Annotated in this window: 27 protein-coding genes and 1 pseudogene; 13 read left to right on the top strand and 15 right to left on the bottom strand. The window is 62.6% G+C overall.

Annotated features, from left to right (window positions below; genetic code table 11):
• Positions 1-2: 2 nt before the first annotated feature.
• Positions 3-1,211, bottom strand: a complete 1,209-nt coding sequence (locus NKI59_RS15860; protein WP_352705266.1) for a clavaminate synthase family protein — start codon at positions 1,209-1,211, stop codon at positions 3-5.
• Positions 1,212-1,315: 104 nt separating this feature from the next.
• Between NKI59_RS15860 and NKI59_RS15855 the strand changes: the two genes are divergently transcribed.
• The 6 genes from NKI59_RS15855 to NKI59_RS15830 all read left to right on the top strand — a co-directional run bounded on the left by NKI59_RS15855 (position 1,316) and on the right by NKI59_RS15830 (position 8,815).
• Positions 1,316-2,245, top strand: coding sequence for a LysR substrate-binding domain-containing protein (locus tag NKI59_RS15855; protein WP_352705264.1), 930 nt, complete (start codon positions 1,316-1,318; stop codon positions 2,243-2,245).
• Positions 2,246-2,411: 166 nt separating this feature from the next.
• The gene (gene uvrB / locus NKI59_RS15850) at positions 2,412-5,579 is read left to right on the top strand and encodes an excinuclease ABC subunit UvrB (protein WP_352705262.1); all 3,168 of its coding nucleotides are present in this window, start codon (positions 2,412-2,414) and stop codon (positions 5,577-5,579) included.
• A gap of 441 nt (positions 5,580-6,020) precedes the next feature.
• The gene (locus NKI59_RS15845) at positions 6,021-7,550 is read left to right on the top strand and encodes an ABC-F family ATP-binding cassette domain-containing protein (RefSeq protein WP_352705260.1); all 1,530 of its coding nucleotides are present in this window, start codon (positions 6,021-6,023) and stop codon (positions 7,548-7,550) included.
• A 104-nt stretch (positions 7,551-7,654) separates the two neighbouring features.
• A complete protein-coding gene (locus NKI59_RS15840; protein WP_023719167.1) occupies positions 7,655-7,828 on the top strand; it encodes a hypothetical protein in 174 nt (57 codons plus the stop codon).
• A 127-nt stretch (positions 7,829-7,955) separates the two neighbouring features.
• A complete protein-coding gene (locus tag NKI59_RS15835) occupies positions 7,956-8,384 on the top strand; it encodes a VOC family protein (RefSeq protein WP_023678402.1) in 429 nt (142 codons plus the stop codon).
• Positions 8,385-8,461: 77 nt separating this feature from the next.
• Positions 8,462-8,815, top strand: coding sequence for a DUF1428 domain-containing protein (locus tag NKI59_RS15830; protein ID WP_352705258.1), 354 nt, complete (start codon positions 8,462-8,464; stop codon positions 8,813-8,815).
• On the opposite strand, the gene NKI59_RS15825 is transcribed toward NKI59_RS15830, so the two are convergent.
• From NKI59_RS15825 to NKI59_RS15815, 3 genes are all read right to left on the bottom strand, one after another.
• Positions 8,802-10,457 carry a tetratricopeptide repeat-containing sulfotransferase family protein gene (locus tag NKI59_RS15825; RefSeq protein WP_352705256.1) on the bottom strand — a complete coding sequence of 552 codons (1,656 nt, stop codon included), beginning with the start codon at positions 10,455-10,457 and terminating at the stop codon, positions 8,802-8,804. The two genes, NKI59_RS15830 and NKI59_RS15825, sit on opposite strands and share 14 nt — an antisense overlap.
• Before the next feature lie 184 nt (positions 10,458-10,641).
• Positions 10,642-10,908 carry a DUF1488 family protein gene (locus NKI59_RS15820; RefSeq protein WP_352683477.1) on the bottom strand — a complete coding sequence of 89 codons (267 nt, stop codon included), beginning with the start codon at positions 10,906-10,908 and terminating at the stop codon, positions 10,642-10,644.
• A 10-nt stretch (positions 10,909-10,918) separates the two neighbouring features.
• Complete coding sequence (locus tag NKI59_RS15815) at positions 10,919-11,101, bottom strand: hypothetical protein (RefSeq protein ID WP_023678406.1); 183 nt, start codon at positions 11,099-11,101, stop codon at positions 10,919-10,921.
• 368 nt (positions 11,102-11,469) lie between these two features.
• Here NKI59_RS15815 and NKI59_RS15810 point away from each other — a divergent pair, with 368 nt between their 5' ends.
• Both NKI59_RS15810 and NKI59_RS15805 read left to right on the top strand, forming a co-directional pair.
• A complete protein-coding gene (locus tag NKI59_RS15810) occupies positions 11,470-11,736 on the top strand; it encodes a hypothetical protein (RefSeq protein WP_023678407.1) in 267 nt (88 codons plus the stop codon).
• Positions 11,733-11,978: a hypothetical protein gene (locus NKI59_RS15805; protein ID WP_023678408.1), complete on the top strand. Its 246-nt coding sequence runs from the start codon at positions 11,733-11,735 to the stop codon at positions 11,976-11,978. Before NKI59_RS15810 ends, NKI59_RS15805 begins: the two co-directional genes overlap by 4 nt.
• 138 nt (positions 11,979-12,116) lie before the next feature.
• On the opposite strand, the gene NKI59_RS15800 is transcribed toward NKI59_RS15805, so the two are convergent.
• The gene (locus NKI59_RS15800; protein ID WP_352705254.1) at positions 12,117-12,518 is read right to left on the bottom strand and encodes a Kazal-type serine protease inhibitor family protein; all 402 of its coding nucleotides are present in this window, start codon (positions 12,516-12,518) and stop codon (positions 12,117-12,119) included.
• 490 nt (positions 12,519-13,008) lie between these two features.
• Here NKI59_RS15800 and NKI59_RS15795 point away from each other — a divergent pair, with 490 nt between their 5' ends.
• The 3 genes from NKI59_RS15795 (at position 13,009) to NKI59_RS15785 (ending at position 14,262) form a co-directional block, all read left to right on the top strand.
• Positions 13,009-13,221: a cold-shock protein gene (locus NKI59_RS15795; RefSeq protein ID WP_006202520.1), complete on the top strand. Its 213-nt coding sequence runs from the start codon at positions 13,009-13,011 to the stop codon at positions 13,219-13,221.
• Between the two features lie 227 nt (positions 13,222-13,448).
• A complete protein-coding gene (locus NKI59_RS15790) occupies positions 13,449-13,661 on the top strand; it encodes a cold-shock protein (RefSeq protein WP_006202521.1) in 213 nt (70 codons plus the stop codon).
• 190 nt (positions 13,662-13,851) lie between these two features.
• Positions 13,852-14,262, top strand: a complete 411-nt coding sequence (locus NKI59_RS15785; protein ID WP_023678410.1) for a BA14K family protein — start codon at positions 13,852-13,854, stop codon at positions 14,260-14,262.
• Positions 14,263-14,331: 69 nt separating this feature from the next.
• On the opposite strand, the gene NKI59_RS15780 is transcribed toward NKI59_RS15785, so the two are convergent.
• The 3 genes from NKI59_RS15780 to NKI59_RS15770 form a co-directional block, all read right to left on the bottom strand.
• Positions 14,332-14,973 carry an MBL fold metallo-hydrolase gene (locus NKI59_RS15780; protein WP_352568000.1) on the bottom strand — a complete coding sequence of 214 codons (642 nt, stop codon included), beginning with the start codon at positions 14,971-14,973 and terminating at the stop codon, positions 14,332-14,334.
• 176 nt (positions 14,974-15,149) lie between these two features.
• Positions 15,150-15,461 (bottom strand): hypothetical protein, encoded by a 312-nt coding sequence (locus NKI59_RS15775; RefSeq protein WP_352615707.1) that lies wholly within the window; start codon positions 15,459-15,461, stop codon positions 15,150-15,152.
• Between the two features lie 145 nt (positions 15,462-15,606).
• Positions 15,607-16,500: a branched-chain amino acid aminotransferase gene (locus NKI59_RS15770; RefSeq protein WP_352705252.1), complete on the bottom strand. Its 894-nt coding sequence runs from the start codon at positions 16,498-16,500 to the stop codon at positions 15,607-15,609.
• Positions 16,501-16,749: 249 nt separating this feature from the next.
• On the opposite strand from NKI59_RS15770, the gene NKI59_RS15765 reads away from it, so the two are divergent.
• Both NKI59_RS15765 and NKI59_RS15760 read left to right on the top strand, forming a co-directional pair.
• Complete coding sequence (locus NKI59_RS15765; RefSeq protein WP_023678414.1) at positions 16,750-17,277, top strand: MarR family winged helix-turn-helix transcriptional regulator; 528 nt, start codon at positions 16,750-16,752, stop codon at positions 17,275-17,277.
• On the top strand, positions 17,264-17,983 hold the full coding sequence (locus NKI59_RS15760; protein WP_352565812.1) for a response regulator: 720 nt from the start codon (positions 17,264-17,266) through the stop codon (positions 17,981-17,983). Before NKI59_RS15765 ends, NKI59_RS15760 begins: the two co-directional genes overlap by 14 nt.
• Positions 17,984-18,027: 44 nt before the next feature.
• Here the strand turns inward: NKI59_RS15760 and NKI59_RS15755 are convergent, their stop codons facing one another.
• The 7 genes and pseudogenes from NKI59_RS15755 to NKI59_RS15725 all read right to left on the bottom strand — a co-directional run.
• Positions 18,028-19,122, bottom strand: coding sequence for a tyrosine-type recombinase/integrase (locus NKI59_RS15755; protein ID WP_352705250.1), 1,095 nt, complete (start codon positions 19,120-19,122; stop codon positions 18,028-18,030).
• On the bottom strand, positions 19,119-19,382 hold the full coding sequence (locus NKI59_RS15750; protein WP_352705248.1) for an XRE family transcriptional regulator: 264 nt from the start codon (positions 19,380-19,382) through the stop codon (positions 19,119-19,121). The genes NKI59_RS15755 and NKI59_RS15750 overlap by 4 nt, the downstream gene beginning before the upstream one ends.
• Positions 19,383-19,825: 443 nt before the next feature.
• Complete coding sequence (locus tag NKI59_RS15745) at positions 19,826-20,344, bottom strand: flavin reductase family protein (protein WP_352453638.1); 519 nt, start codon at positions 20,342-20,344, stop codon at positions 19,826-19,828.
• A 27-nt stretch (positions 20,345-20,371) separates the two neighbouring features.
• On the bottom strand, positions 20,372-21,790 hold the full coding sequence (locus NKI59_RS15740; RefSeq protein WP_352705246.1) for an FAD/NAD(P)-binding protein: 1,419 nt from the start codon (positions 21,788-21,790) through the stop codon (positions 20,372-20,374).
• Positions 21,787-22,962: an FMNH2-dependent alkanesulfonate monooxygenase gene (gene ssuD, locus NKI59_RS15735; RefSeq protein ID WP_352705244.1), complete on the bottom strand. Its 1,176-nt coding sequence runs from the start codon at positions 22,960-22,962 to the stop codon at positions 21,787-21,789. The genes NKI59_RS15740 and ssuD overlap by 4 nt, the downstream gene beginning before the upstream one ends.
• Positions 22,963-22,995: 33 nt before the next feature.
• Positions 22,996-24,243, bottom strand: coding sequence for an SfnB family sulfur acquisition oxidoreductase (locus NKI59_RS15730; RefSeq protein WP_352705242.1), 1,248 nt, complete (start codon positions 24,241-24,243; stop codon positions 22,996-22,998).
• Positions 24,240-24,469, bottom strand: a pseudogene (locus tag NKI59_RS15725) (ABC transporter ATP-binding protein); the annotation flags it as partial. The gene NKI59_RS15730 and the pseudogene NKI59_RS15725, both read right to left, overlap by 4 nt.

Raw genomic sequence — 24,469 nt, 5'->3', positions numbered from 1 at the left:
CGCTAGAAGATCGCCCCCTGATACAGAACCGTCTCCGCCTCTTTCGGAGCGAAGCGACGCGCGAGCGTGCGGAATGCACTGTGGACGCCGTCGCGATCGATGTTGCAGCTTCGCAAATGCCGTATCGCAAGCGTCGGATCGAATGCGCTGCGCCCGTGCATGACGCGCTGATTGTCGAAGACCAGCACCTCGCCAGGCTGCAGCTGATGCTGGAACTGGTTCTGCGGGTCGCAGATCAGCCGCGTCAGCTCGGCTAGCGCCTCAATCAGCTCGTCGATGTCGTCTCTCGATGCCGGCTGCGGCGCAAGACAGCGGTCGTTGTAGCGGATCCCGGTGACCTGGCCGGCGGCATCGATGCTGATAACATGCGCTTCGGCGCTGAAGAACACCTCGCCCGCATGCTCGCGATGGAAGGTCACGCCGTACCGCGTCAGCAGCTCGAACAGGCGCGGCGTCCCGGTTCGCATCAGTTCGGCAATATGGAACCCGTCGACCATCAACGACGTGCCGCCTGTGCCGGCGCCGGTCTTGATCGCATGGAAGAAGATGAAGCCCGGCGGCGAATAACGGAACGGCTCATCGGTATGCGGAATCTGTGCCCGCGCGGTTTCGCCAGCCACGCGCGCGTCGGGCTTCGACAGCAGATCGAACACCTTGCCATAACTGGTCTCGCGGATCGGCGCATAGCGTCCGGCAATGCGCATCGTAGCCTCTGCCTCGGCAGGAACGCCCGTCAGCATGGCGATGCCATGGTCGCGCAGTGCGCGCAGCGAGCCGAACAGCATCTCATCGTCCTCGACTACAGCGTCGAAGCCGAAGCGGCCGAGCCGAGCCCCGAGATCGCTGCTCCACAGCTCCGGCTGAAAACGCGCTGCCCGCCAGCCGCCTCCGGTATGATTTGCAAGAAAGCCTGAATCGTAGCGCGAGACATGGCCGTCATCCCATATGACCGCGACCTCGTTCGGGGCCGAGACGTCAATCGACACGACGCGGACACCGGCGGGAACATCGGCCGGCGTCAACCATCGCTTGCCGGAGGCGGTGTCGCCGCAGATCTCGCATTCGCAGGCCAACCGCAGCCAGCGCGTGGAAAGCCGGGCGACCTTGCCGCCATCGAGGTCGAGCGCAATACGATGGCCCTCGTCGCGTATGGCGCAGATTGGTGGCTCATTCGAATGCCTTGTGCTCGTATGCATTGAAGTGTCCAGCATGATCGCCTCGTCGTTTGGCCTGAGTTCTCCTCAATGAGGCTATTGGCAAAAAATCCATGTATCAAACGAGTTCCCTTCGTCATGTTTTGAGGTAATCTCAATCCATGGCGACGTTGAGGGATTTGCCGCTATCGGCCCTGCGGGCGCTTGTGGCCGCCGCAAGAACCGGCAGCCTGACGCGCGCCGCGGGGGAGCTGGGCGTGACGCCCGGCGCTGTCGGCCACCAGATAAAGCAGCTCGAGGACGGGTTGGGCATCAAGCTGGTGCGGCGTGCCGGCAATGGCATTGTCCTGACCCGTGCTGCCGAAAGTGCCCTGCCCGACATCGACCGCGGCTTTGACGCACTGGCCTCGGGCTTGCGGCGGCTGCGTTTCGAAAGGCAGGCCGAGACATTCACCATCTGCGCCGACCCATCCTTCGCCTCGTTGTGGCTCGCACCGCGTCTCAACAGGATGCGTCCGGCACTTGCCGGCTTCGATGTCCGAATCGTCACGTCGATCGCCCTCGACGCGATGCTGGAAGAAGGCGTCGATCTTGCCATCAGCTATCGCAAGGGCGCCGCGCTGGATCTCGGGTCGGTCGACCTGTTCACGGAACGGGTGATACCGGCCTGTGCGCCGAGCCTGATCCAGGGCCATGCCAGGCCGGACGCAGCCAGTGTGCTCGACGGGCTGCCTCTGCTTCACATCGATCCGACGATGGGCGACGACGTCTATCCGGCGTGGCGAGACTGGTTCGCTGCCGCCGGACGGCGCCGGAAAGACATCGACCAGGGCCCCCGTTTCGGCCTGACGATCGTCGCGGCGCAGGCGGCGATCGCAGGCATGGGCGCGCTGCTGGCCAGCGAGTTGGTCCTGCACCGCCATCTGCAGCCAGGCCATCTCATCGAGATCGCCCGGGATGTGCCGGCTTTGACCATCAAGCGCCGCCTCGTCTGGCCTCTGCATGGCCCGAAGGCGCGCCGCGCGGCAGCCGTTGCCAGCCAGCTTGCGGCGCTTGCGGATCTGGCGATCGAGGGCGCACTTCCGCAGTGAGAGATGAGCGGCGGCGGGTCTGCCATAGCGCGTGGTTCAATGCGCATGGTTCCATGCGGCGAACCGACGCTACTCCTGACAGCCTGCTGTCAGGAGCCAAATTGCGCCTCGCGCCACCGGCCACTCCGCTCTTTCCATTTTGGCCGATACCTCCCATATTCGGGCCATGGCCAGACTCCCCGACAAAAAAACGCCGCCGCCGGCGAATGACGAGCGCGCTTCGCCGCCCAAGCGGCGCAGTCCGCTGACCGATTTCCTCGATGCCTCGGAGCCCCTGTACAAGGGCGGCTTTGCCGAGGCGCCGCAGGCCGAGTTCACCGGCGCCCCGCTGACCGGCTCGATCGCCGACTGGGCCGAGCAGATAGAGCAGGAAGCCGAGAAGGAAGGGCGCGTTTCCGGCAAAGACGGCGGCAAATCGCCGAAACCGGCGAAGAAAATCCCCGAGCGCTCCTCTTCCCCCGGCCGTACGGCACGCGGCACCTCGATGGGCGGCGCGGCTTCGGCGCGGGAGCGCACCGCGGCCGGTCTCAACCCTGTCGCCGGCCTCGATGTCTCCCTGGAAGAGGCCGAGACCATGGCTTCGGGCGGCGTCACCGCCACCGTCGCGGCGCTGTCGGCGCTGATCGAATCCGGCAATCCGCTGCACAAGGACGGCGTGCTGTGGACGCCGCACCGTCCCGCCCGGCCGGAAAAATCCGAAGGCGGCATCGCCATCAAGATGGTCTCGGATTTCGAGCCCGCCGGCGACCAGCCGACGGCGATCAAGGATCTCGTCGAGGGCGTCAACAGCAACGACCGCACCCAGGTTCTGCTCGGCGTCACGGGCTCGGGCAAGACCTTCACCATGGCCAAGGTGATCGAGGAGACGCAGCGCCCCGCTCTGATCCTGGCGCCCAACAAGACGTTGGCCGCGCAGCTCTATTCCGAATTCAAGAAATTCTTCCCGGAAAACGCCGTCGAGTATTTCGTCAGCTACTACGACTATTACCAGCCTGAGGCCTATGTGCCCCGGACCGACACCTACATCGAGAAGGAATCCTCGATCAACGAGCAGATCGACCGCATGCGCCATTCGGCGACGCGCTCGCTGCTCGAGCGCGACGACGTCATCATCGTCGCCTCGGTGTCCTGCATCTACGGTATCGGCTCGGTCGAGACCTATACGGCGATGAGCTTCCAGATGCAGATCGGCGACCGGCTCGACCAGCGCGCGCTGCTCGCCGACCTCGTCGCCCAGCAATACAAGCGCCAAGACATCAATTTCGTCCGCGGCTCGTTCCGGGTGCGCGGCGACACGATCGAGATCTTCCCGGCTCACCTCGAGGACCGCGCCTGGCGCATCTCGCTGTTCGGCGACGAGATCGAGGCGATCACCGAATTCGACCCGCTGACGGGCCAAAAGACCGGCGAGTTGAAGAGCGTCAAGATCTATGCCAATTCGCACTATGTGACGCCACGCCCGACCTTGAACCAGGCCATCAAGTCGATCAAGGAAGAGCTCAAGCACAGGCTGGTCGAACTCGAACGGGCCGGTCGGTTGCTCGAGGCGCAGCGGCTTGAGCAGCGCACCCGCTTCGACCTGGAGATGCTGGAAGCGACCGGCTCCTGCGCCGGCATCGAGAATTACTCGCGCTACCTGACCGGCCGCCAGCCGGGCGATCCGCCTCCGACCTTGTTCGAATACATACCCGACAATGCATTGGTCTTCGTCGACGAAAGCCACGTCACCATACCGCAGATCGGCGGCATGTATCGCGGCGACTTTCGGCGCAAGGCGACGCTGGCCGAGTATGGTTTCCGCCTGCCGTCCTGCATGGACAACCGGCCGCTGCGCTTCGAGGAGTGGGACGCCATGCGCCCGCTTTCCGTTGCGGTTTCCGCAACGCCCGGCGGTTGGGAGATGGAGCAGTCCGGCGGTGTCTTCGCCGAACAGGTCATCCGCCCGACCGGCCTGATTGATCCGCCGGTCGAGGTGCGCCCGGCCAAGACGCAGGTCGACGATGTCGTGGGCGAAATCCGCGAGACCACCAGGGCCGGCTACCGCACGCTGGTCACCGTGCTGACCAAACGCATGGCCGAGGACCTGACCGAGTATCTGCACGAGCAGGGCATTCGCGTGCGCTATATGCACTCAGACATCGACACGCTGGAGCGTATCGAGATCCTGCGCGACCTGCGCCTCGGCGCCTTCGACGTGCTGGTCGGCATCAACCTGCTGCGCGAAGGCCTCGACATTCCCGAATGCGGCTTCGTCGCCATTCTCGACGCCGACAAGGAAGGCTTCCTGCGCTCCGAGACATCGCTGATCCAGACCATCGGCCGCGCCGCCAGAAACGTCGATGGCAAGGTCATCCTCTATGCCGACCAGATCACCGGCTCGATGGAGCGGGCAATGGCCGAGACCAATCGCCGTCGCGAAAAGCAGATGGAGTGGAACGCGGCCAACGGCATCACCCCGGAATCGGTCAAGTCGCGCATTTCGGACATCCTGGACTCGGTCTACGAAAAAGATCATGTCCGCGCCGATATCTCGCAGTTCACCGACAGCGCCGGCGCGATGATGGGCAACAATCTGAAGGCGCATCTCGACGCCCTGGACAAGCAGATGCGCGACGCCGCCGCCAACCTCGATTTCGAGAAGGCCGCCCGCATTCGCGACGAGATCAAACGGCTGCGCGAGATGGAGCTGTCCATCTCCGACGACCCGCTGGCCAAGTATGCCGACATGGAAAGCCCGGTCTCGGGCCGCGAGAAGGGCAAGCACAACAAAGGCGTGGCCAAACATCGCACATCAGAGGAACAGGAGCGTTTCCGCAAGCTCGACGAGGCACGTGCCGCCGAAGAGGCGGCCCGGCCCAATCTCTTCCGCAAGCCGGCGCTCGACGAAATGGGTGCCGATGGCGCCGTGCCGGTGAAGAAGCCGCTGTTTTCGAAGCCCTCGCTCGACGCCATGGGGCCGGGCACGGATATGCCGACCCCGGCCGGCGCAGTGTCGCGTTCGCTGTTCAAGAAGCAGTCGGCCGAAGAGGCGCACGGCTCCGATTTCGGCATCCCCGGCGAACCGACCAAGCCGCTGTTCAAGAAGAACTCGCTCGACGAGATGACCGTGCGGCGGACGGAAAGGCCGGTCGAAGGAAAGGTGCCAGCGAAACCACAGCCAATCTCCCCCCGTGTGGGGGAGATGCCCGGCAGGGCAGAGGGGGGCGCGAAGGATCGCGACGATTTTGCAAAACCCATTGTCCGCCAGCGCGCCGGCATCGGCTCCTACGAAGACCCCGCCGACGCCCGCCGTGAAAAGCGCCGGCCCGGCAAGACGGGTCGGCCGGGACGGTAGCGAGCTTCCCTTCTCCCCTTGTGGGAGAAGGTGGATCGGCGCGCAGCGCCGAGACGGTTGAGGGGTGCTGGACGGATCGCCGTCGGTGCCAAGCTGGAGCACCCCTCATCCGACCGCTTCGCGGCCACCTTCTCCCACAAGTGGAGAAGGGGGAGCCTAGCCACTTGCCATCGGCCCTACCCTTGGTGTAGCCAGTTTCTACAACTCGAACGTCTTGAAAGGAGGGCTGCGTGTTATTTTCTCACCACCGTCAGCGCGGCCCTGTCCCTGCCCTGCGAGCTTGCTTGCAGGGCTGACCAGAGACGGTCCGGGTTTTTCTTCCCGCTTCGATTTTTTTGGTCCGCCCTTCGTGGTGCTGCAACGCTGAGCCTGATGGCCAGCCTGCGCACCGTCAAAGTGCATTGAACCGGAATTCACTCCGGACAGACCAGAGAAATCGACATGGCCCTGATCAGCCTCAAGTCTCTCGGCGTCACCATGAGTGCGCCGCTCTTCTCCAACCTCGACCTCACGATCGGCACCGGCGACCGACTCGGCATCGTCGCCGCCAATGGTCGGGGCAAATCCACTTTGCTGAAGTGCCTGACCGGCGAGATGGAGCCGACATCAGGCGACATCACCCGCACGCGCGGCCTGCGCGTCGGCTATGTCGAGCAAGTCGTCCCCGCAGCCTTGGCCGGGCGTAGCTTTCATGAGGTGGGGGCCGACGCCTTGCCGGCCGAGCAGGCCGAAAGCGAGCAATGGCGCGTTGACGTGGTTCTCGACTCGCTCGACGTGCCGCAGCCGATGCGAGCGCGGCCGATGCGGGCCTTGAGCGGCGGCTGGCAAAGGCTGGCGCTGATCGCCCGCGTCTGGGTCACCGACCCCGACGTCCTGCTTCTCGACGAGCCGACCAATCACCTCGATCTCGGCAAGATCAGCCAGCTCGAGACCTGGCTGAACGCGCTGCCACGTGAGGTGCCGCTGGTGATTGCCAGCCACGACCGCGCTTTTCTCGATGCTACGACCAACCGGACGCTGTTCCTGCGCCCCGAACAGTCGCCGGTATTCTCGCTGCCCTATTCACGAGCCAGGGACGCATTGAGCGAAGTCGATGCCTCGACCGAGCGCAAATTCCAGCGCGACATGAAAGTGGCGCAGCAGCTGCGCCGGCAGGCCGCCAAGCTCAACAATATCGGCATCAATTCCGGCAGCGACCTTTTGACGGTCAAGACCAAGCAGCTCAACCAGCGGGCAGAGCGTCTGGAAGAAGCGGCAGCGCCGGCACACCGCGAAAGATCGGCGGGCGCAATCAAGCTCGCCAATCGCTGCAGCCATGCCAAGGTGCTGATCACGCTCGACGATTTGGTGGTCGGAACACCTGACGGCACGGTTCTGTTCAGCACCGGCAAGCGCCACATCTGCCAAGGCGACCGCATCGTCCTGCTCGGCCGTAACGGCGTCGGCAAGTCACGGCTGATCGGCCTGATCCGGAACGCCATCGTCGCGCCGGAAACGGCGGCGCAAAGCCTGAAGGTGACGCCGTCGACGGTGCTCGGCTATAGCGACCAGGCGTTGTCGGGCATCAGCAGCGACGACACGCCGCTGGCGATGCTCTCGCGCGGATTCGATGTCGGCGAGCAGCGCGCCCGCTCGCTGCTGGCGGGCGCCGGCGTCGGCATCGACATGCAGGAGCGCAGGATCGGCGTGCTGTCGGGCGGACAGAAGGCGCGGCTGATGATGCTGGCGCTGAGGCTCGCCAATCCCAATTTCTATTTACTCGACGAGCCGACCAATCATCTCGATATCGATGGTCAGGAAGCACTGGAAGCGGAATTGCTGGAACATCAAGCGAGCTGCCTGCTTGCCTCGCACGACCGCTCCTTCATCCGCGCGGTTGGCAACCGCTTCTGGCTGATCGAGAAGCGGCGATTGACCGAGATCGACAGCCCGGAGGAGTTCTTCCGGGAGGTTGCCGAAGCCGGCGGCTGAAGGCTTGCGGAAAAAAGTTCGGGCGCTCTGTCGGATGATGATCGCATGCCACGTCCTTGGGTTGCCGACACGGTGATGCCGGCGCCAATCGAGGAGAAAGCATCATGTCTATTCTGTCATCCATAGGTCACGCCGTGACGCGTTACTCGGCGGCTCGCGCCCGTTATCGCAGCGAACGCGCCATCCTTTCATTGCCGATCGAGCTGCGCAAAGATATTGGCTGGCCGGAAATCGTCGTCGACGCGCAAAACAGCCCGCGGATTCGCATCGAAGGTTGAAAGGTGGCAGTTGGCGTCGCGGCAGGCGCCATTTCGAATCCAAAAAACCATCGGCCGTGTAGGATCGTCGCCGTTCCGTTCGTCCTGTGGTTCGCAAAGGCAAACCAGACGCAAAGAGGAGCATGACATGAATGACCAGCCGCAGACCCAGCCCGCCGCCAAAGTGCTTGGCGGATTGACGCCCTACCTTCAGCTGGACGGCGCTTTCAAAGCCGCAGAATTTTACCAAAAGGCCTTCGGTGCCGAGCAGGTCTTTGCCTATCCGCCGGACGAACAGGGCCGCACCATGCATATCCATCTCCACATCAACGGTTCGACCCTGATGCTTTCCGACTTCTATCCCGAGCATGGAATGGCCGCTGTGAAACCGCAGGGCTACACCATGCAGCTCCATCTCGGCAGCGACGACATCGACGCCTGGTGGCAGCGAGCCGTCGAGGCGGGCTGCAAGGAAGTCGTGCCGTTGCAGGTGATGTTCTGGGGCGATCGCTGGGGCAATATGCGTGATCCGTTCGGCGTCGAATGGGCAATGAACGCACCGGTGAAAGCAGCTTAGCATTCCACACAGGCTGTGTCTGAAATCACCTCTCCCGCTCCAGAGGGAGAGGAAAACGATCGCATGGAGGAAATCAGATGTCCTATGTCGACGGTTTCGTACTTGCCGTACCGAAGGCAAAGCTCGATGCTTACAAGAAGCTGGCGGAAACCGGCGGCGCCGTCTGGAAGGAGCACGGTGCTCTTGCCTACGTCGAATGCGTCGGCGACGACGTCCCTTATGGCGAGCTCACCTCGTTCCCGCGCGCCGTACAGGCCAAGGACGACGAGGTCGTCATCTTCTCATGGGTGGTCTACGAATCGCGCCAGAGCCGCGACGCGGTGATGGCCAAGGTGATGGCCGACCCGCGCCTCAAGCCGGACTGGTCGACGATGCCGTTCGACGGCAAGCGCATGATCTTCGGCGGCTTCCAGCCCTTCATCGAGCTGTAGGCGCCCCTCGATCAAGTTTATTGAGCAGCGGCTTCAGCCGGTCGCCATAGCGCTTCCACAGGTCGACCGAGCCCTGATACATCGGCTGGCGCACTTGAGCAGCCGACGCCGTTCGCACCGGCCGGTCGGTCTGGTGGAACGACAGCACGGCGTCGTCCCACGGCAGGCCGAGATGGGCGATCAGCGCCCGCGACTGGCCTTCCTGGTCGGCGACGAAATCCTCGTAGCGAACGTCGTGCACGACATCAGGCAGCACGGCGTGCCAGTGCGCCATGATGTCGGTGTACAGATTGTGGAAATCGGCGAGCTCGTCGAGATCGTAGCCGTAGCGATGGCTTTCGCCTCGGAAGTGCACCTTGTAGATCGACAGGCAGGTCGCCGCCGCATCGCGCGAGCAATGGATGATCTTGGCCTTCGGCAGCATCAAATGGATGAAGCCCACCAAGAGGAAATTGCCGGGCATCTTGTCGGTGACGTGCCGAGAACCCGGATAGCGGGCGTGCAGCATGTCGAGATAGGCCTGGCCGGCCTCGGCATAGGCCTTGTCGGGCATGTCGGCGATGCCCCAGGGAAAGCCGCCCTTCATGCTGAGCGGAAACTGCTTGCCGACCGCCGTCTTCAATATGCTGAGCTCGCCGGCGCCATAGACCTGCGGATGGCTGGCGATGATCTGCTCGACCAGCGTGGTGCCGGAACGCGGCATGCCGACGACGAAGATCGGCGTGTCGTCGGCTATCTCGCTCGGCCTGTGCCTTTCAAAAAAGGCCTTGTCGAACACCGCCTTCATCGCCTCGAACTCGCCGCGCGTCTTGCCGGCGTCGTAGTCGATGCCCTGGCGGCGGATCGCGTTGCCTTCGGCGAAATAGTCGAAGGCGCGGCCGTACTGCCTGAGGTCGTCATTGGCCTTGCCGAGACCGAAGGAAAGCTGCATGCGCGCCAGACTGCCTTGCGGCGCCTTGGCGTGCTCCGCCTCCATGCGGGCAAGCTCGGCGTCGCGCTCCTTCTGGCGCTTGACCTGTGTAAGCATCAGCCAGGCCCTCGCCATGCCGGGGTCCACAGCCAGCGCCTGCCTGAAAAGATCCGCAGCCTCGTCGAGATTGCCCTTTTCCATCAGCCCGACACCCAGGCCGTGCAAAAGATCGGCATCCTTCGGCCGGATTGTCAGCGCCTCGCGAAAAACAGCCAGTGCCTCATCCAGCCGGCCCGCTTCCTGCAGCGTTTCGGCAAGCCCGACGCGGGCGCGGACATGGAACGGGTTGCGGCCGATCGTGCCGCGATAAATATCCTCGGCGCCTTCGAATTGGCCGAGCTGCTTCAGCGACGAGCCGAGATTGTCACGCGCCGCCAGCTGGTCCGGCCGAATCGCCACCACCTTGCGGAAGAGATCGGCGGCGGCCGCGACCCGGCCGAGGTCGCGCAGCACGGTGCCGAGATTGTTGAGGAAATCCGGATTGTTCGGTTGCAGACGCACCGATTGTTCGATCAGCGCCAGCCCCTCGGCGCTGCGCCCGGTCTGGTGCAGCAGAAGCCCGAGGAAATGCGCAGCAGCCGGGTGGTTGGCCTTTTGCGCCAGTACCTGTCGGTAAAGCGCCTCGGCTTCCTGCCGGCGCCCGGCCTGGTGCAGCTGCAGCGCCTGCTGCACGTGCTGGTCGAGCCCCAGCGGCGGCTGTCCGCCTGAGCCGTAACGTGCGCCTGCCGGTTGTCTCGGATCTCTGTTGATGGGAAACCTGCCGTGTTGTCCGCCTGCCGCGATCTAGGCCATCGCTGCGGCGCGTGCAAGAGCAGACGGCGGTCGCTACGATGCAAAACTTCGAACCCGGGGGAGCCTACCGAAAGTCGGCCGGCGTCAGCACATACATGTTCCTGCGGCCGTGCGAGTAGGCTTGGCGCGCAATCTCGTGGATCGACGAACGCTTGGCGTCGAAGGCGCTGAGAAATTCGGCCTCGGCTCCGCTTGCTGCCGGGTTTGCCGCCGAAAGTGCCGCGACCTCGACAAAGAACGGGACTTCGAGCATGCCGTCATGGCCGACGAAACGAATGCGCTTGGCCGCCGGGTCATAGGAGCGGCTGGGATTGGGAAAATTGAGCGTCATGGCTTGCGCGTCAAATCAGGCGGTTGCTTTCGGCAAGCTGGCGCGCCCGCCGCGCCGTGCCGTCGGTGTCGGCAATCCTTCGCCTTGCCGCCTCGTCGCTTCTTATCGTGAGACGCGGCGACAAGACCTTTATCGGCTTTGCGACAGGACTGACTGCAACTGTCGGGACATCCGGTGTTCTTGCGGAGTTCATGACTCTCTTCCTTCCATTGCTAGATAAATACAAATGCCGGAGGAAATTTTTTCGGAAGTTCTTCAAACAATTTTTGAGGTGCACCGGGACCGTATCATCGTTCTGCGGATAACTATAGAAAAGTAATTTGACGTTGGTAGGGGTAAGAGGCCGAAAACTTCTTGAATAAGCCGTATTTTCAGACTATTGGTATGAAACCGTTTTGGGCCATGCTTGGCCCCGCGGTGTCAGGGATTCTCGGCCCGCCAAACTTATCCAAATCGCCGACACCTGGTACCGCAATGCAGGCTCCGCTTCCGGGGCAGGCCGGAAAGAAACTTCAAGGCACGAGAACTTCAAGGCACAAGCGAGAACTTCGAGGCACAAGAATGTCTGCTCGCACCACCCATTCCATAGCGCATTTCGCGGCACCTTTCGTGCTTGGCGGGCTGGATGGCGTGCAGCCGGCCGGCGACTATGACATCGACCACGACGAAGAACTGATCGACGGCATGTCCTGGCCTGCCTGGCGCCGCGTCGCCACTTTCATCCATCTGCCGGCAAGGACAGTGAAAAGCGCGACCAGCCAGCTTGTCGCCATTGACCATGCCGAGCTCGACGCAGCGCTTCGGCACGACCAGGAGAATGTCACATGATCCGCTTCCAGCAGAATGCGCGGCGCACGGACACGCCGGCGCATATCTTCACCGTCGGCCAGACCGTCCGCATGAAGAGCCGCACCGGCCTTGCCCAAAAGACCGCGGAGCTGTTCCAGATCAAGAGCCGGCTGCCGGTCAAGGACGGCTCGCCGCAATATCGCATCCGCAGCGATCAGGAGACCTATGAGCGGGTCACCACGGAAGACAATCTCGAACCGGTCGACAACCCGGCCAACTGAGCCGACGCGCCACAACGCTGCTTCACATGCTGATGATGCCGCAGATCCGCGTCGCCTGCGCATCTCCAACGGGAACGGTGCTGAGCTCTACGCCGGCCCCCAGATGGTGCTTATCCGGCCAGGCTGTAGGTCGGTGCGCTAGCAGGGCCCGTCATCGACGACGCGATAATCCGCCGCGCGGGCTTCGCATTCGTTGGGGAATGTGCGCAGTTCGCCATGGCGACGGGCACAGACTGGGCGGTATTCGCGGGTGCAGAATGTCTGCTCCTCACCGCCACCACCACCGCCGCGGCACTCGCCCTCGCGAATGATGCGGTATCCGGCCCGTTCGGCAAGGCAGGCATTGGCGAAGGTCTGGCGGTCGCCGCCGCGCCGGGCACAGACCGGGTCATATTGCCTAGTGCAGGATTGCGGCCCCGGCCGTGGCGGGCGCGGCCCCGGCCCCTCATCATCCACCACGACGGTGCAGGCTGCGAGAATTACCGACAGGAACAGGATGGAAAAAACCTGCCGCGGAAAGATTGCCGCAAGAAACCGCATGAATGTTCCCTCCCTCGAAACTCCTGCCTGCACAAATGGTGCCTGGGTCAGGCCGATCCTCGTCATTCCGCTGCCAGATGCAACCCCTGTTTGCAACTGGCGAGCCAGGGCGGTATGCCGGCGCAAGCCAAGACAGCACCTGCCCCGCTTGCTGGACCATGCCTGGGTGAAGTCTGGCCGATGACCGCGCAGAGAACCGGGACTATCGGTGCGATGCGTCGGGATGCGCCTGTTGGGGCCGCCCGCGGCTGTGTCTTGCAAGCATCACGTTTCCGTGCGATAAATTTTGTGTTCGGGCATTTGCGACCCGGAGAGCGGAACGTTTTGGACGACCTTTCCCCGATACTGTGAATCTCTGACAGCCCCGTTTTCGGCGGGGGGTTTTACCATGCGCCAATGCATGACTGCCGAAGCAACCACCGGGACTTGCCCACGGCGCCAGGCGGCGGGCGGAACCACCAAGACTGACACGGGTGAAGGAGTTTCCCCAATGGCCCAGACCGGCACCGTTAAATTCTTCAACGCTACCAAAGGCTTCGGCTTCATCACGCCCGATGGCGGCGCCAAGGATGTGTTCGTCCACATCTCGGCGATCGAGGCTTCCGGGCTGCGCACGCTCGTCGACGGTCAGAAGGTCACCTTCGATGTCGAGCCCGACCGTATGGGCAAGGGTCCGAAAGCGGTCAATCTCCGCGCTGCCTGAAACCACAGCGTGCCGCGCGTCCTTTCGGGGTGAGGATGCTGCAAGGCTTTTGGAGTGAACTTGAATTCTGTAAAGGCGCGGCGGTTTTCGTCGCGCCTTTTGTGTTCCGGGATGCTTGCCCGCACCCGCAAAACTTTCTCTTGCCGATGGCACTAAAATAAAGGACAAATTTCCGTCCGGGCATTTGCCGGCCCGAGACTGGACTTGTGGGATCAAAGGAGCTTCCCATGCCGCAGACCGGCACCGTCAAATTCTTCAATCACGCCAAGGGCTTCGGCTTCATCACGCCGGACGACGGGGCAAAGGATGTCTTCGTCCATATTTCGGCCGTGCAGGCGTCGGGTCTTCCCGGTCTTGAGGATGGGCAGAAAGTGACATTCGACACCGAGCCGGACAAGCGCGGCAAGGGTCCGAAAGCCGTCAACCTGTCGATCGGCTGAACCACCCCCGGACAGAATGGACGTGGGCCGGTCTGGCCTGCGGTGTTTGCCGCACGCTTGAACCGCCCAGTTAGATGAACCGCCTGGTCAAATTTCGTTCAGCCCCCGTTCAGCCACGGTCGCATATTAATCTTCGTTAAAGCCGGACCGCATCCCGAAAACGACCCGGTCCGGCACGAAGGAGACCGACATGAACCGAATTTTCAAGACTGCCATCCTGTCCGCCGCGGTCGTTGCGACCACGCTGGCGACCTTGCCCGCGGCCAATGCCGACGAATGGCGCCATCACCGCCGCCACCACGGCCACGGCGACGCCGTTGCGGCCGGCGTGCTCGGCCTTGCGGCCGGTGCCCTGATCGGCGGTGCGCTCGCCAGCCCGCAGCCCCGCTATTACGACCCGGCCTATGATGATGAATACTACAGGCCTGCCCCGGTGCGCCGTTATTACGTGCAGCCGCGAGTGGCCTATGCCGAAAGCTATGCGGAGCCGTGGACCCGCGGCTGGTACGAATACTGCTCGGACCGCTACCGGAGCTTCAACGCCCGTACCGGCACGTTCACCGGCTATGACGGCGAACAGCATTTCTGCACCGCCAATTAGCGGAGGCAGTTTCCCGTCGGAAAAAAGCGCGGTCGCACAGGCCGCGCTTTTTGTTTCCGGCAAGCGGTTTCAGACCAGAAAAGGATTGCTCCGCCGCTCCTCACCAAAACGGCCGCCGGGACCATGGCCGCAGATAAAGCCGATGTCGTCGCCCAACGGCAAAAGCTTCTCCTTGATCGAGGCGATCAGCGCGGCGTGGTCGCCGCCCGGCAGGTCGGTGCGGCCGACCGAACCGCGGAACAGCACGTCGCCGACATGCGCGAACTTCGCCGCCCGGTTATAGTAGACGACGTGGCCGGGTGCGTGGCCCGGACAATGGAGCACCTCGAACTCGTGTGAGCCGAACGAAACGGTCTCGCCTTCGGCAAGGAACCGGTCGGGGACACAGTTGCGCACGGGATCGGTGATGCCGTAGCGCTTTGCCTGGTTCTCGAGATTGGCGAGCAGCGGCCGGTCGGCGGCATGGGGACCGATGATCTCGATACCGAGCGCCTCCTTCAGTTCCATGGCCCCGCCGGCATGGTCGATATGGCCATGGGTAATCCAGATCGCGCCGGCAGTGATCGCATTGTCCTCGAGCGCCGCCAGCACCTTGTCGATGTCACCGCCCGGATCGACGACAACGCCTTGTCTGTCGTCCATGTCGAAGAGGATGGTGCAGTTCTGCTGGAACGGCGTGACCGGCACGATGCCGGCGTTGAGCTGACCCATATTCGTCCTTTCACGCTGTCGGAGTGCTGCGCGTCCCCTCGAACGCGTCAGGAGAGCTCCAACCTTGAACCAGGCCCTGATGTAGAGACACACGCGAACGGCGTCCACCGCTCCCACAAACGGCAAACGAAATGGGCGGCCGAAGCCGCCCATTTGAAAACCTGAAACGTCGAAGCTTATTTCTTCATCGCGTTCATGACCGCACCGATGATGCCGGTCAGGATGGCGCCGCCGCCGGCACCGCCAACGATATTTGAAATGTTCAACGCGCTGCCGGCCCCTGCCGCCGTGGCGGCTGCTGCCGGATCGACCGCGCCACCCAGCAGACTGTTGAGGATGGCCGCACCGCCGACGCCGCCGACAGCGCCACCCAGGATTTTGGTAAGCTGCCCCATCGCCGCAGTCTTGATAGCCGCACCCACCGCCTGGCCACCGATGATGCCCGTAATCACCTGAATAATGATCGGAAGAAGCGTGTTCATATCCATATTTCCAATCCCTCCATAGCTGCCAGCCTCCCAGGCCGACGCCATCATGAGACGCCGAATTGAATGAAAGTCAAATGCAGAAGCGCTTAAATAAAAGGGGCGGCCCGAAAACCGCCCTTACTAGTTAAAAAAGCTGTGACTTTCGTTATTCTGCAGCGATTGCGTGCTTGGGCTGAACGGCCGCAGAATAGTCATTCATCAGCGTCTTGGCGATTTCGCCGACCTCGAATCGGTATGGACCGATCTCCGAAACCGGCGTCACCTCGGCCGCCGTCCCGGTGAGGAAGCACTGGTGGAAGCCTTCAAGCTCCTCCGGCATGATGGCGCGCTCGATCACCTCCACACCGCGGTCCTTGGCAAGGCCGATGACCGTGCGGCGGGTGATGCCGTCGAGGAAGCAATCAGGCTTGGGCGTATGGATCTTGCCGTCCTTGACGAAGAAGATGTTGGCGCCTGTCGCTTCCGCCACCTGGCCACGCCAGTCGAGCATCATGGCGTCGGCATAGCCCTTGGCCTCGGCGGCATGCTTGGACATGGTGCAGATCATGTAGAGGCCGGCCGCCTTCGATTTCGACGGCGCGGTGCGCGGGTCGGGGCGGCGCCATTCGGCCATGTCGAGCCGGATGCCCTTGAGCTTCTGCGCCGGGTCGAAATAGCTTGGCCACTGCCAGATGGCGATGGCGCAGTTGATCCGGCTGTTCTGTGCGGAAACGCCCATCTGTTCACTGCCGCGCCACGCGATCGGCCGGACATAGGCGTCCTGGAAACCTTGCTTCTTCAACAGCGTGCGGCAGGCGTCGTCGATCTCGGCGACCGAGTAGGGTATCTTGAAGCCAAGCAGGCGCGCCGATTCATGCAGGCGTTCGGTGTGGTCGGTCAGCTTGAAAATTTCGCCGCCATAAGCGCGCTCGCCCTCGAATACCGCGCTGGCGTAGTGCAGCCCGTGGGTCAAGACGTGGATCTTGGCGTCGGCCCATTTGACGAATTCGCCGTTCATCCAGATAAAGCCGTCCAGTTGGTCGAAGGGAACGGATGCCATGGTAACCTCCCGCGGGCGGCGGCCCGCACATCATTGCGTCGTTGCGTGTTTCGTTTCGGCCGCTGTGGGCGGCCATTGTCTCAAAGCGTAGGCGGATATTTAAGGTCTGGCAAACTCAGGAAGTTCCGGAAAAAACGGCTTCGCTTGCCTTTTCGTTCGCAATCCGCCGAAAAGCTTGCCAAAAATTACCATCGCGCGGAAAATACGTCAATAGTGCTGACATAATTTCCTGCCACACACGGAGAAAAGATGACGAGCCACGCAGCCGCAGAACCGATCAGGACGGCGATCACCGACGAGGACGGCATCGATTTCGCCATCATCGAGTTGTTCTTCTTCGCCTATCGCGACTTTACCTCCGATCCGGACCAGATCCTGGCCGAATACGGTTTTGGCCGTGCCCATCACCGGGTGTTGCATTTCGTCAATCGCCGGCCCGGTCTGACGGTCGCCGAACTCCTCGACGTGCTCAAGATCACCAAGCAGAGCCTGGCGCGCGTGCTCAAGCAACTGATCGACACCGACCATATCGTGCAATTGCAGGGCCCTCGCGACCGCCGCCAGCGCGAACTCTACCCGACGGCCAAGGGCCGTGCCCTGGCGCTGGCGCTGGCGCGGCCACAGTCGCGCCGCATCCATGCTGCATTGGAAGATTCCGGAGCCACCGAACGCGCCGTTATCGAACGGTTCCTTGAAGCGATGGTCAATCCGGAACTAAGGGCGCAGATCGACATTGTGCCCGCAAAGATGTCAGGGAAAAACCATGGAGACCATTGAGAGGGTTGATCATCCGACAGCACCGGAAGACGACGCGCCGCATCTGCTGGTGGTCGACGACGACACCCGTATCCGCAATCTTCTGAAACAGTATCTGACCGAAAACGGCTTTCGCGTCACCGTCGCCGGAAATTCCGGCGAGGCGCGGCGCAAGCTCGCCGGCCTCGACTTCGATCTGATCGTGCTCGACGTCATGATGCCGGGTGAAAGTGGCGTCGACCTCACCAAGGCGCTGCGGGCGGAGAAAAACGTGCCGATCCTGATGCTCACCGCACTGTCCGAAACCGACAGCCGGATCACCGGGCTCGAGGCCGGCGCCGACGACTATCTGCCTAAACCGTTCGACCCGCGCGAGCTGATCCTGCGTATCAACAATATCCTGCGCCGCGGCGGCCCCGCGACAACGCCTAAGGTCGAACAGCTGGTCTTTGGCCCCTATACGTTCCAGATCGCCAGGCGTGAGCTGAAGCGCGGCGGCGAGGCGCTCAAGCTGACCGACCGCGAGCAGGAAATCCTGGCGATCTTCGCTGCGCGTGCCGGCGAAACGATACCGCGGCATGAGCTTGTCGGCGATGAATCCGAGGTCGGCGAGCGCACGATCGACGTTCAGATCAATCGGCTCCGCCGCAAGATCGAACGCGATCCGTCCAATCCGGTCTGGCTGCAGACAGTGCGCGGTATTGGGTATCGGCTCAGTATAGAATAGCCGTTTCTCAACCAAGCGCTTTCAATGGCTTACGGATAAAACTGTCAAACCGAACTGTTTGGTTTGACAGTTTTTGTTCCTGCTCCGTGCTCGACAATAGCGTTCATCGCCTGGTGGGCCAAGCGCATCTGATCGACCGCCTCGGTGTAGCGAACGATCTCATCGAGCTTTTTGTGGCCGGTGATCGCCTTGATCTGATGAGGTGTGCAGCCGGCTTGGGCGAGGCGTCGGCTGCATGCCTTACGCAGACCGTGCGGAGAAAGCCCCATGGCGCCGCTTGCCAGATCCTCGCGCAGACCCGCTTCGCGGACGCAGACCCTGAACCAGTTCGTGAACGATTCCGGCTGGAACGGTTTTTCGTATTGCGTCAGGAGATAGGTGAGGTTGTCATGAGGTCGGGCATCGAGGATGCCTTTGAGATATGGATGAAGCGGTATCGAGACAGCCGTGCCTGTCTTTTGCTGCCGAATTGACAGGACGTCGTTCCTGACGTGCTGCCGACCCATGCCGATCACATCCGAACGTCGCTGACCCGTGAACAGCAAAAGGTCGAGGGCTAGGCGGGCACGAGTGCCTTCTTGATGCGCCTCATAGAACGCAAGGATGTCCTCCTCCTCCCAGGTGATGAATCCACCTGACTTGATTTTCACGCGCCGTATCCGCAGCGTCGGATCCTCCTTGCGCATCCCCATATCGATGGCGCGCCCCATAAGGAGCTTCATCATCTTCAGCAGCTCGTTGGCGGCGCCCGGGTGCTCAGCCTTCTTGTCCATCATCTTGAGGACGTGCTTGCGCTCGAGCTTGACGACCGAGCCAGTGCCATAGTCAACACGGAGGCGCTCGAGTGCGCTGCGATATGTCTTCTGGCTCGCCTTTGCTAGATTTCTGAAATCTGCGCTGCCGTAGTAGGAGAGGATCAATGCCGCAATTGTGCCCGGCTGTATCCGATTGGCACCGATCATGGTCGTTGGCGCCGCCCTTCCCGCTTCCCACGCCTTCAATGCCGCGCTGTAAGCGTCCATAAACTCTGTCGAGTATGGAAGACCTGGCAACGTGGTGTTCGTATGTCTGAAGTAGTGCCGCGGCCGGCCGGTTCGATCAATGAAGGCTTTGACGTGCTTCGGCAGCTTACGCTTCATTGGACCAGCCGATCCCACTCGTTGTCGGAAACTTCAGACTCGGAAATCCCGCTTAAGCCGTCAAGCGCTCTGTCGAGCGCGCGGACATCCCAACGCTTTACGCCAGGAAGCGGCAACGGCTGCGGCATGATGCCGGCACGGACCAGCTTGTCGAAATAGCCGACGCTGGCACCCACGTAGCTGGCGGCTTCGAGACGACCAAAAACGCGGCGGTCCGATGGCGGCAGGGCGTGTATAAGTTCGCAAGTAATCATCGTCATGGCAGATTGCTCCTTCTGCTGACGTTATAGCGCTTTCGTCTCCGGTAACTGAGGTTTGACAAAAAAAGCTCGACCCGAAGAAGACGGCGCCGTGCCACGTGGGAGGCCTCAGGCAGGATCTTGTAGAGAATCGCAGATCAGGGCTCTCGCGAGATGGTTCGTAATACAGTGCCCTCGTAACCAGCATTTCAAGGGCTATACGGCGCTGCGAGAGAGGATTGAACTCTAGGTATCTATAATAAAATCAACTACTTACGATGAGTTTTGTAACATTGTGACGGGCGACAAAATGGCTGGGAATCACTTCTAGCCTGCGGTTCTGGCTGGACGCCAAAAGACCCGCCTCCCCTTTACTGTTTTCTCTCCAAGGCATTCTAGATCAAGCCTTCATTTGAATGCCTGGACCTTCACCGCGCCGCCAAGCACCAGGAACCGAAATACGTTTACGACGATCCGTATGCGCCGTGATGATAGATCAGCGCCGGGCCCGGCTCTCCGCTCACCACATGCCGGACGCTGCCGAGGATCAGCGCGTGGCTGTGGCGAATAATAGTATCCTCAACCGCGCAGTCGACCGCGGCAAGCGCCTCGTCGAGTGCCAGTGCGCCGCTTGCAAGGCTGGACCAGCGAGCGCCCTCGTAGCGCGCCGACCCCTTCAGGCCACCGCGCCCGGCAAAGCGGTCGGCAATCGCGATCTGGTCGGCACGCAGCACATTCACGCAGAAATGCCGATGCCGGCTGATGGCTGCCCAGGTAGACGAGTTCAGATTGATGCTGACAACCATCACCTCTGGTTCGACCGATAGGGAATGGGCGGTGGTAACGGTTGCGCCCGTCCGTTCGTCGCCAACACCGGCGGTGACCACGGAGACAGCTCCGGCCAGGTGTCGCATCGCAAATTTCAGGGGAACCCGGGTTTCCACTAAGGTTTCCAATAGGGGAACGCGTTCGGTCAGTGTCATCTGGATAGCCTCATCGTGTTTGCAGCTTCACGACGCCTTGCGACGCAACGCCGTTTGGTATCCCAACCATTGGTGAATTTCGGCGGCGATGCGCTCGGCATGTGCGGTGACTTCGGGAATTCCCATCAGTTCGCCGACGCTGCCTCGCGCCAGTGGCCCGCTGACGAAAATGCTATCGGTCGGGCGCCCGGATGTGCCGACCGCACGGCCTTGGCTGTCGGTATCCAAACCAAGACCAATCGGATCGAGCCGGACCAATCCCATCCGCGCGAGCGCCGCAATCGCCGTGTTGGTCCGCAAGATATCGGCGTGCGCCGGTCCGGTCGTCACGATCACACTGTCGAAAGCATCGACAACGAGGCTGCGTTGGCCACGCAGCCGCTGCCTGACGCGAATGCATCTGTCTACCTGTTCGGCGCCGACAATCGATGCGGCGCGATAGGAAAGCCTGCCCTCGGCAGCGCGGCGATCGAGCACGGCCGCGATCTGTGGCGCAACGCGGAAGCGATGCACATCCCACAGCGCGCGAAGATGACGCACAACCTGGCGCTGCTCGGCTAGCGGCAAGGCCTGCCAGATGGCCTGTCCCTGACGCCGGACGGCATCGAGCACCGGGTGCCAGTCTTCGCCCTGACGCTTGGCATCAAGAATCGTGGCCCGGATGCGCTTGAACAGTGCCGTTGCGCTGCGTGAAGGAAGGGTCGTGAAATCACCGACTGGATCGGCCGGTATCGAGGCGTGGCTGCGCGAGCGATAGCCATGACGTGACAGCGCGACAATGTGGCCACGATGCCCCTTGCGGTCGAGGGTCGCAATCACGTCCGCCGACGTCAGTCCGGTGCCAACGACCAGGACACGGTCGTCGCGGCCGATCGCTTCCAGCCTCTCGAGATCATAGGGATTGGTCACCAGCCCGGCTGTGCCAGCCACGGACTTCAGGGGCATCGGCAAGGCCGGCGGCGGATGCGTCGTCGCAATCACCACGGCGTCGGCAGCGAGCGTCCCGCCATCAGCGAGGATCAGACGGTAGCCCTCGCCGGTGCGCTCGACCGATGCGACGGCGGACCTGACATGGCGGATCGTTTTGCTGAGCAGAAAGGGCTGGAGATGGGATTCGACATAGCCGCCGAAAACACGGCGCTGCGGGTAGATCGCGCCGTTGGCGGCAATAGCCTCGACATCCCCCACAATAGCGCTGCTCTGCTGCAGCCAGTCGGCGAAGTGGCTATCCTGGCCGGAGATCAGCGTCATCCTCGAGGCCGGCACATTGATGCGGTGTGAAGGATCGGTCGTCGAATAGGCCAGACCATAGCCGAGCCTTTCGCGCGGCTCGACGACCACGATATCGGATGCACTGGCCGGCAGCAGCCGCGCCAGATGAAACGCAGTCGCCGCACCTGAAAAGCCGCCGCCGACAATCGCTATGATCGGTCCGCTGGCGCTCAAGACTGGCTCGCGCGCAGCGCCGACGGGCGATGGTCGCCGGCTACGGTTTCGCCGAAGGGGCCCATGTTGACGGCCGTCGGCCGCGTTGAGATCTCGTGATCGAGTGGCAACTGCGGCAACACAAGTTCGCCGAAGCGATAGGCTTCCTCCAGATGCGGGTAACCGGACAGGATGAATGTATCGATGCCTATGCGCCGGTATTCATCGATCCGTTCCGCCACCGTAGCCGCATCGCCGACCAGTGCGGTGCCCGCACCGCCGCGCACCAGGCCGACGCCAGCCCACAGGTTCGGGCTGATTTCCAGCTTGTCGCGGCGGCCGCCATGCAACCGGCTCATACGCGACTGGCCAACCGAGTCCATGCGCGCGAACACCTTCTGCGCCTCGGCGATTGTCTTGTCGTCCAGACGGCTGATCAGCCGATCGGCATCGGCCCAGGCGTCGTCATTGGTTTCACGGACGATGACATGCAATCGGATGCCAAAGCTCACCGCGCGTCCCGCCTTCTCGGCAAGGCCGCGCACATGGTCGATCTTTGCGGCGACATCGACCGGTGGTTCGCCCCAGGTCAGATATTTGTCGATCTGCTCGGCGGCGACCGCATTCGCTGCCTCCGACGAACCGCCGAAATAGAGCGGCGGATGCGGCGTCTGCACCGGCGGGAACAGCAGCCTTCCGTCCTCGATGCGGAAGTGCTTGCCTTCGAAGGCAATGGTCTCGCCGCTGAGCACGGCCTTGTAGATATCGAGAAACTCCCGCGTCACCTCATAGCGCTCGTCATGGCTGAGGAAGATGCCGTCGCCCTTGTTCTCGACCGGGTCACCGCCGGTGACCACGTTGATAAGCAGGCGCCCGCCGGAAATGCGATCGAGCGTCGAGGTCATCCGCGCGGCGAGCGTCGGCGATTGCAGGCCCGGCCGCACCGCAACGAGGAAGCGGAGCCGCTGCGTCAACGGCGCCAGCGCCGACGCCACGACCCAGCTGTCCTCGCAACTTCGGCCGGTCGGCAGCAGCGCGCCGTAATAGCCGATGGCGTCGGCGGCCTTGGCGACCTGGGTCAGATAGGGCAGGTCGACCGCCCTGCCCCCCTCGGAGGTGCCGAGATAGCGGCTGTCGCCATGGGTCGGGAGAAACCACAGGACCTTGATCCTGTCGGGGATGGTAGTGCTCATGAACAGTCCTCTATGACTTTACGGCGTTCTCGCTCAGCTCCAGGCGTGGAGCGGCGGATTGACGTCGTTCAGGTAATAGTTGCCGAGGATCGCGTATTTCCAGCGCACCGGATCGTGCAGCGTGTGGGTTCGGGCGTTGCGCCAGTGCCGGTCGAGATTGTGCTCGGCCAGTGTGGATCGCGTGCCGGCGAGTTCGAACAGTTTGTTGGTGGCATTGATGGCGATCTCGGTGGTGAGGATCTTGGATTCGGCAACCGCGATCTGCGCTTCCGCGACGGTCTTATCGTTCGGATCGGCCACGGCGCGGTCGACCGCCAGCCCTGCCTTGTCCAGAACGGCCTGCGCCGCATTGGCCCGCAGGCGAAGGTCACCGACGGCCTGGATAGTGTAGGGATCCTGCCAGGCATGATCGACGCCGCTGTCGATCCACGCGCGCGACTTGGTGCGCACGAAGCTGACCGTCTCGTCGATCGCCGCGTTGGCGATGCCGAGATCGACAGCAGCCTGGATGATCTGGAAGATGGCGCCGTCGGCCGTCGGCCTGTCATAGCCCTGGTAGCCGGGGACGAGATGCGTCTTCGGCACTTTCACATTGTCGAGCAGGACTGTGCCGGACAGCGTCGTCTTCTGGCCGAAGCTCGACCAGTCGTCGATGACCGTCAGTCCGGGCGCGCCGCGATCGGCGATGGCATACCAGGCCCGGCCCTCGTCATCGAGCGCCACGATCGGCACCAGATGGGCGAGCAGGGCGCCGCTGGAATAGAATTTCTGGCCATTGACCACGACGTGGTCGCCGGCGTCGACGAACTTCGTCTCAAAATCGGCCGCCCGCTTGGAGCCGAATTCCGAGAACGCGTTGCCGAACCGTGTGCCGGACAGAACTTCGGCGAAGAGCAACTTCTTCTGGGCCTCGTCAGAGACGGTGCGGATGGCGGCGACGACGCCGAGATGGTTCTGCGGAATCTGGCCGAGCGACGGATCGGCCGCCGAGATGATGGCGATCACCTTCGACAGCGTCACATAGGAGAGTTCCGGTCCGCCATAGGCCTTCGGCACGTTGATCGACCACAGGCCGCTCTGCGAAAACGCATCGAGCTCTTCCTTCGGCCAGATGCGCTCGCGGTCCCGCCTGGAGGCGTCCTTGGCGAAGTCTGCGGCCAGTTTTTCCGCCACAGCGATCGCCTCGGCGTCGGTCTTGATGACATGCGCTCTGGCCGACGGACGCTCGACCGGGGGGACGGCGCTGCGGATATCGGACGGCTGCTTCGATTGGATGGTCATGCTGCGGTCTCCTGGGGAAAATGTTGCGATGGAAGCGGCGTGCCGCTGAGATAGTAGGTCTTGATGTCGTCGCGCTGGCGCAGGTCGGCGGCCGAACCTTCCAGCACGCTCTTTCCGTTTTCGAGCACGGTGGCGCGGTCGGCATATTTCAGCGTCACTGCCGAATTCTGCTCGGCGACAAGGATCGAAAGATCTTCGTCCCGATTGAGCCGCTTCAAGGCGCTAA

The organism is Mesorhizobium sp. M0598, assembly GCF_040320865.1.
Taxonomy (GTDB): Bacteria; Pseudomonadota; Alphaproteobacteria; order Rhizobiales; family Rhizobiaceae; genus Mesorhizobium.
This window is presented reverse-complemented; position numbering and strand designations above follow the sequence as displayed.

Coding starts and splice junctions, on each gene's coding strand:
- NKI59_RS15860 (WP_352705266.1), bottom strand. CDS start 1,211: ATGCTGGACACTTCAATGCATACGAGCACAAGGCATTCGAATGAGCCA.
- NKI59_RS15855 (WP_352705264.1), top strand. CDS start 1,316: ATGGCGACGTTGAGGGATTTGCCGCTATCGGCCCTGCGGGCGCTTGTG.
- uvrB (WP_352705262.1), top strand. CDS start 2,412: ATGGCCAGACTCCCCGACAAAAAAACGCCGCCGCCGGCGAATGACGAG.
- NKI59_RS15845 (WP_352705260.1), top strand. CDS start 6,021: ATGGCCCTGATCAGCCTCAAGTCTCTCGGCGTCACCATGAGTGCGCCG.
- NKI59_RS15840 (WP_023719167.1), top strand. CDS start 7,655: ATGTCTATTCTGTCATCCATAGGTCACGCCGTGACGCGTTACTCGGCG.
- NKI59_RS15835 (WP_023678402.1), top strand. CDS start 7,956: ATGAATGACCAGCCGCAGACCCAGCCCGCCGCCAAAGTGCTTGGCGGA.
- NKI59_RS15830 (WP_352705258.1), top strand. CDS start 8,462: ATGTCCTATGTCGACGGTTTCGTACTTGCCGTACCGAAGGCAAAGCTC.
- NKI59_RS15820 (WP_352683477.1), bottom strand. CDS start 10,908: ATGACGCTCAATTTTCCCAATCCCAGCCGCTCCTATGACCCGGCGGCC.
- NKI59_RS15815 (WP_023678406.1), bottom strand. CDS start 11,101: ATGAACTCCGCAAGAACACCGGATGTCCCGACAGTTGCAGTCAGTCCT.
- NKI59_RS15810 (WP_023678407.1), top strand. CDS start 11,470: ATGTCTGCTCGCACCACCCATTCCATAGCGCATTTCGCGGCACCTTTC.
- NKI59_RS15805 (WP_023678408.1), top strand. CDS start 11,733: ATGATCCGCTTCCAGCAGAATGCGCGGCGCACGGACACGCCGGCGCAT.
- NKI59_RS15800 (WP_352705254.1), bottom strand. CDS start 12,518: ATGCGGTTTCTTGCGGCAATCTTTCCGCGGCAGGTTTTTTCCATCCTG.
- NKI59_RS15795 (WP_006202520.1), top strand. CDS start 13,009: ATGGCCCAGACCGGCACCGTTAAATTCTTCAACGCTACCAAAGGCTTC.
- NKI59_RS15790 (WP_006202521.1), top strand. CDS start 13,449: ATGCCGCAGACCGGCACCGTCAAATTCTTCAATCACGCCAAGGGCTTC.
- NKI59_RS15785 (WP_023678410.1), top strand. CDS start 13,852: ATGAACCGAATTTTCAAGACTGCCATCCTGTCCGCCGCGGTCGTTGCG.
- NKI59_RS15780 (WP_352568000.1), bottom strand. CDS start 14,973: ATGGGTCAGCTCAACGCCGGCATCGTGCCGGTCACGCCGTTCCAGCAG.
- NKI59_RS15775 (WP_352615707.1), bottom strand. CDS start 15,461: ATGGATATGAACACGCTTCTTCCGATCATTATTCAGGTGATTACGGGC.
- NKI59_RS15770 (WP_352705252.1), bottom strand. CDS start 16,500: ATGGCATCCGTTCCCTTCGACCAACTGGACGGCTTTATCTGGATGAAC.
- NKI59_RS15765 (WP_023678414.1), top strand. CDS start 16,750: ATGACGAGCCACGCAGCCGCAGAACCGATCAGGACGGCGATCACCGAC.
- NKI59_RS15760 (WP_352565812.1), top strand. CDS start 17,264: ATGGAGACCATTGAGAGGGTTGATCATCCGACAGCACCGGAAGACGAC.
- NKI59_RS15755 (WP_352705250.1), bottom strand. CDS start 19,122: ATGAAGCGTAAGCTGCCGAAGCACGTCAAAGCCTTCATTGATCGAACC.
- NKI59_RS15750 (WP_352705248.1), bottom strand. CDS start 19,382: ATGACGATGATTACTTGCGAACTTATACACGCCCTGCCGCCATCGGAC.
- NKI59_RS15745 (WP_352453638.1), bottom strand. CDS start 20,344: ATGACACTGACCGAACGCGTTCCCCTATTGGAAACCTTAGTGGAAACC.
- ssuD (WP_352705244.1), bottom strand. CDS start 22,962: ATGAGCACTACCATCCCCGACAGGATCAAGGTCCTGTGGTTTCTCCCG.
- NKI59_RS15730 (WP_352705242.1), bottom strand. CDS start 24,243: ATGACCATCCAATCGAAGCAGCCGTCCGATATCCGCAGCGCCGTCCCC.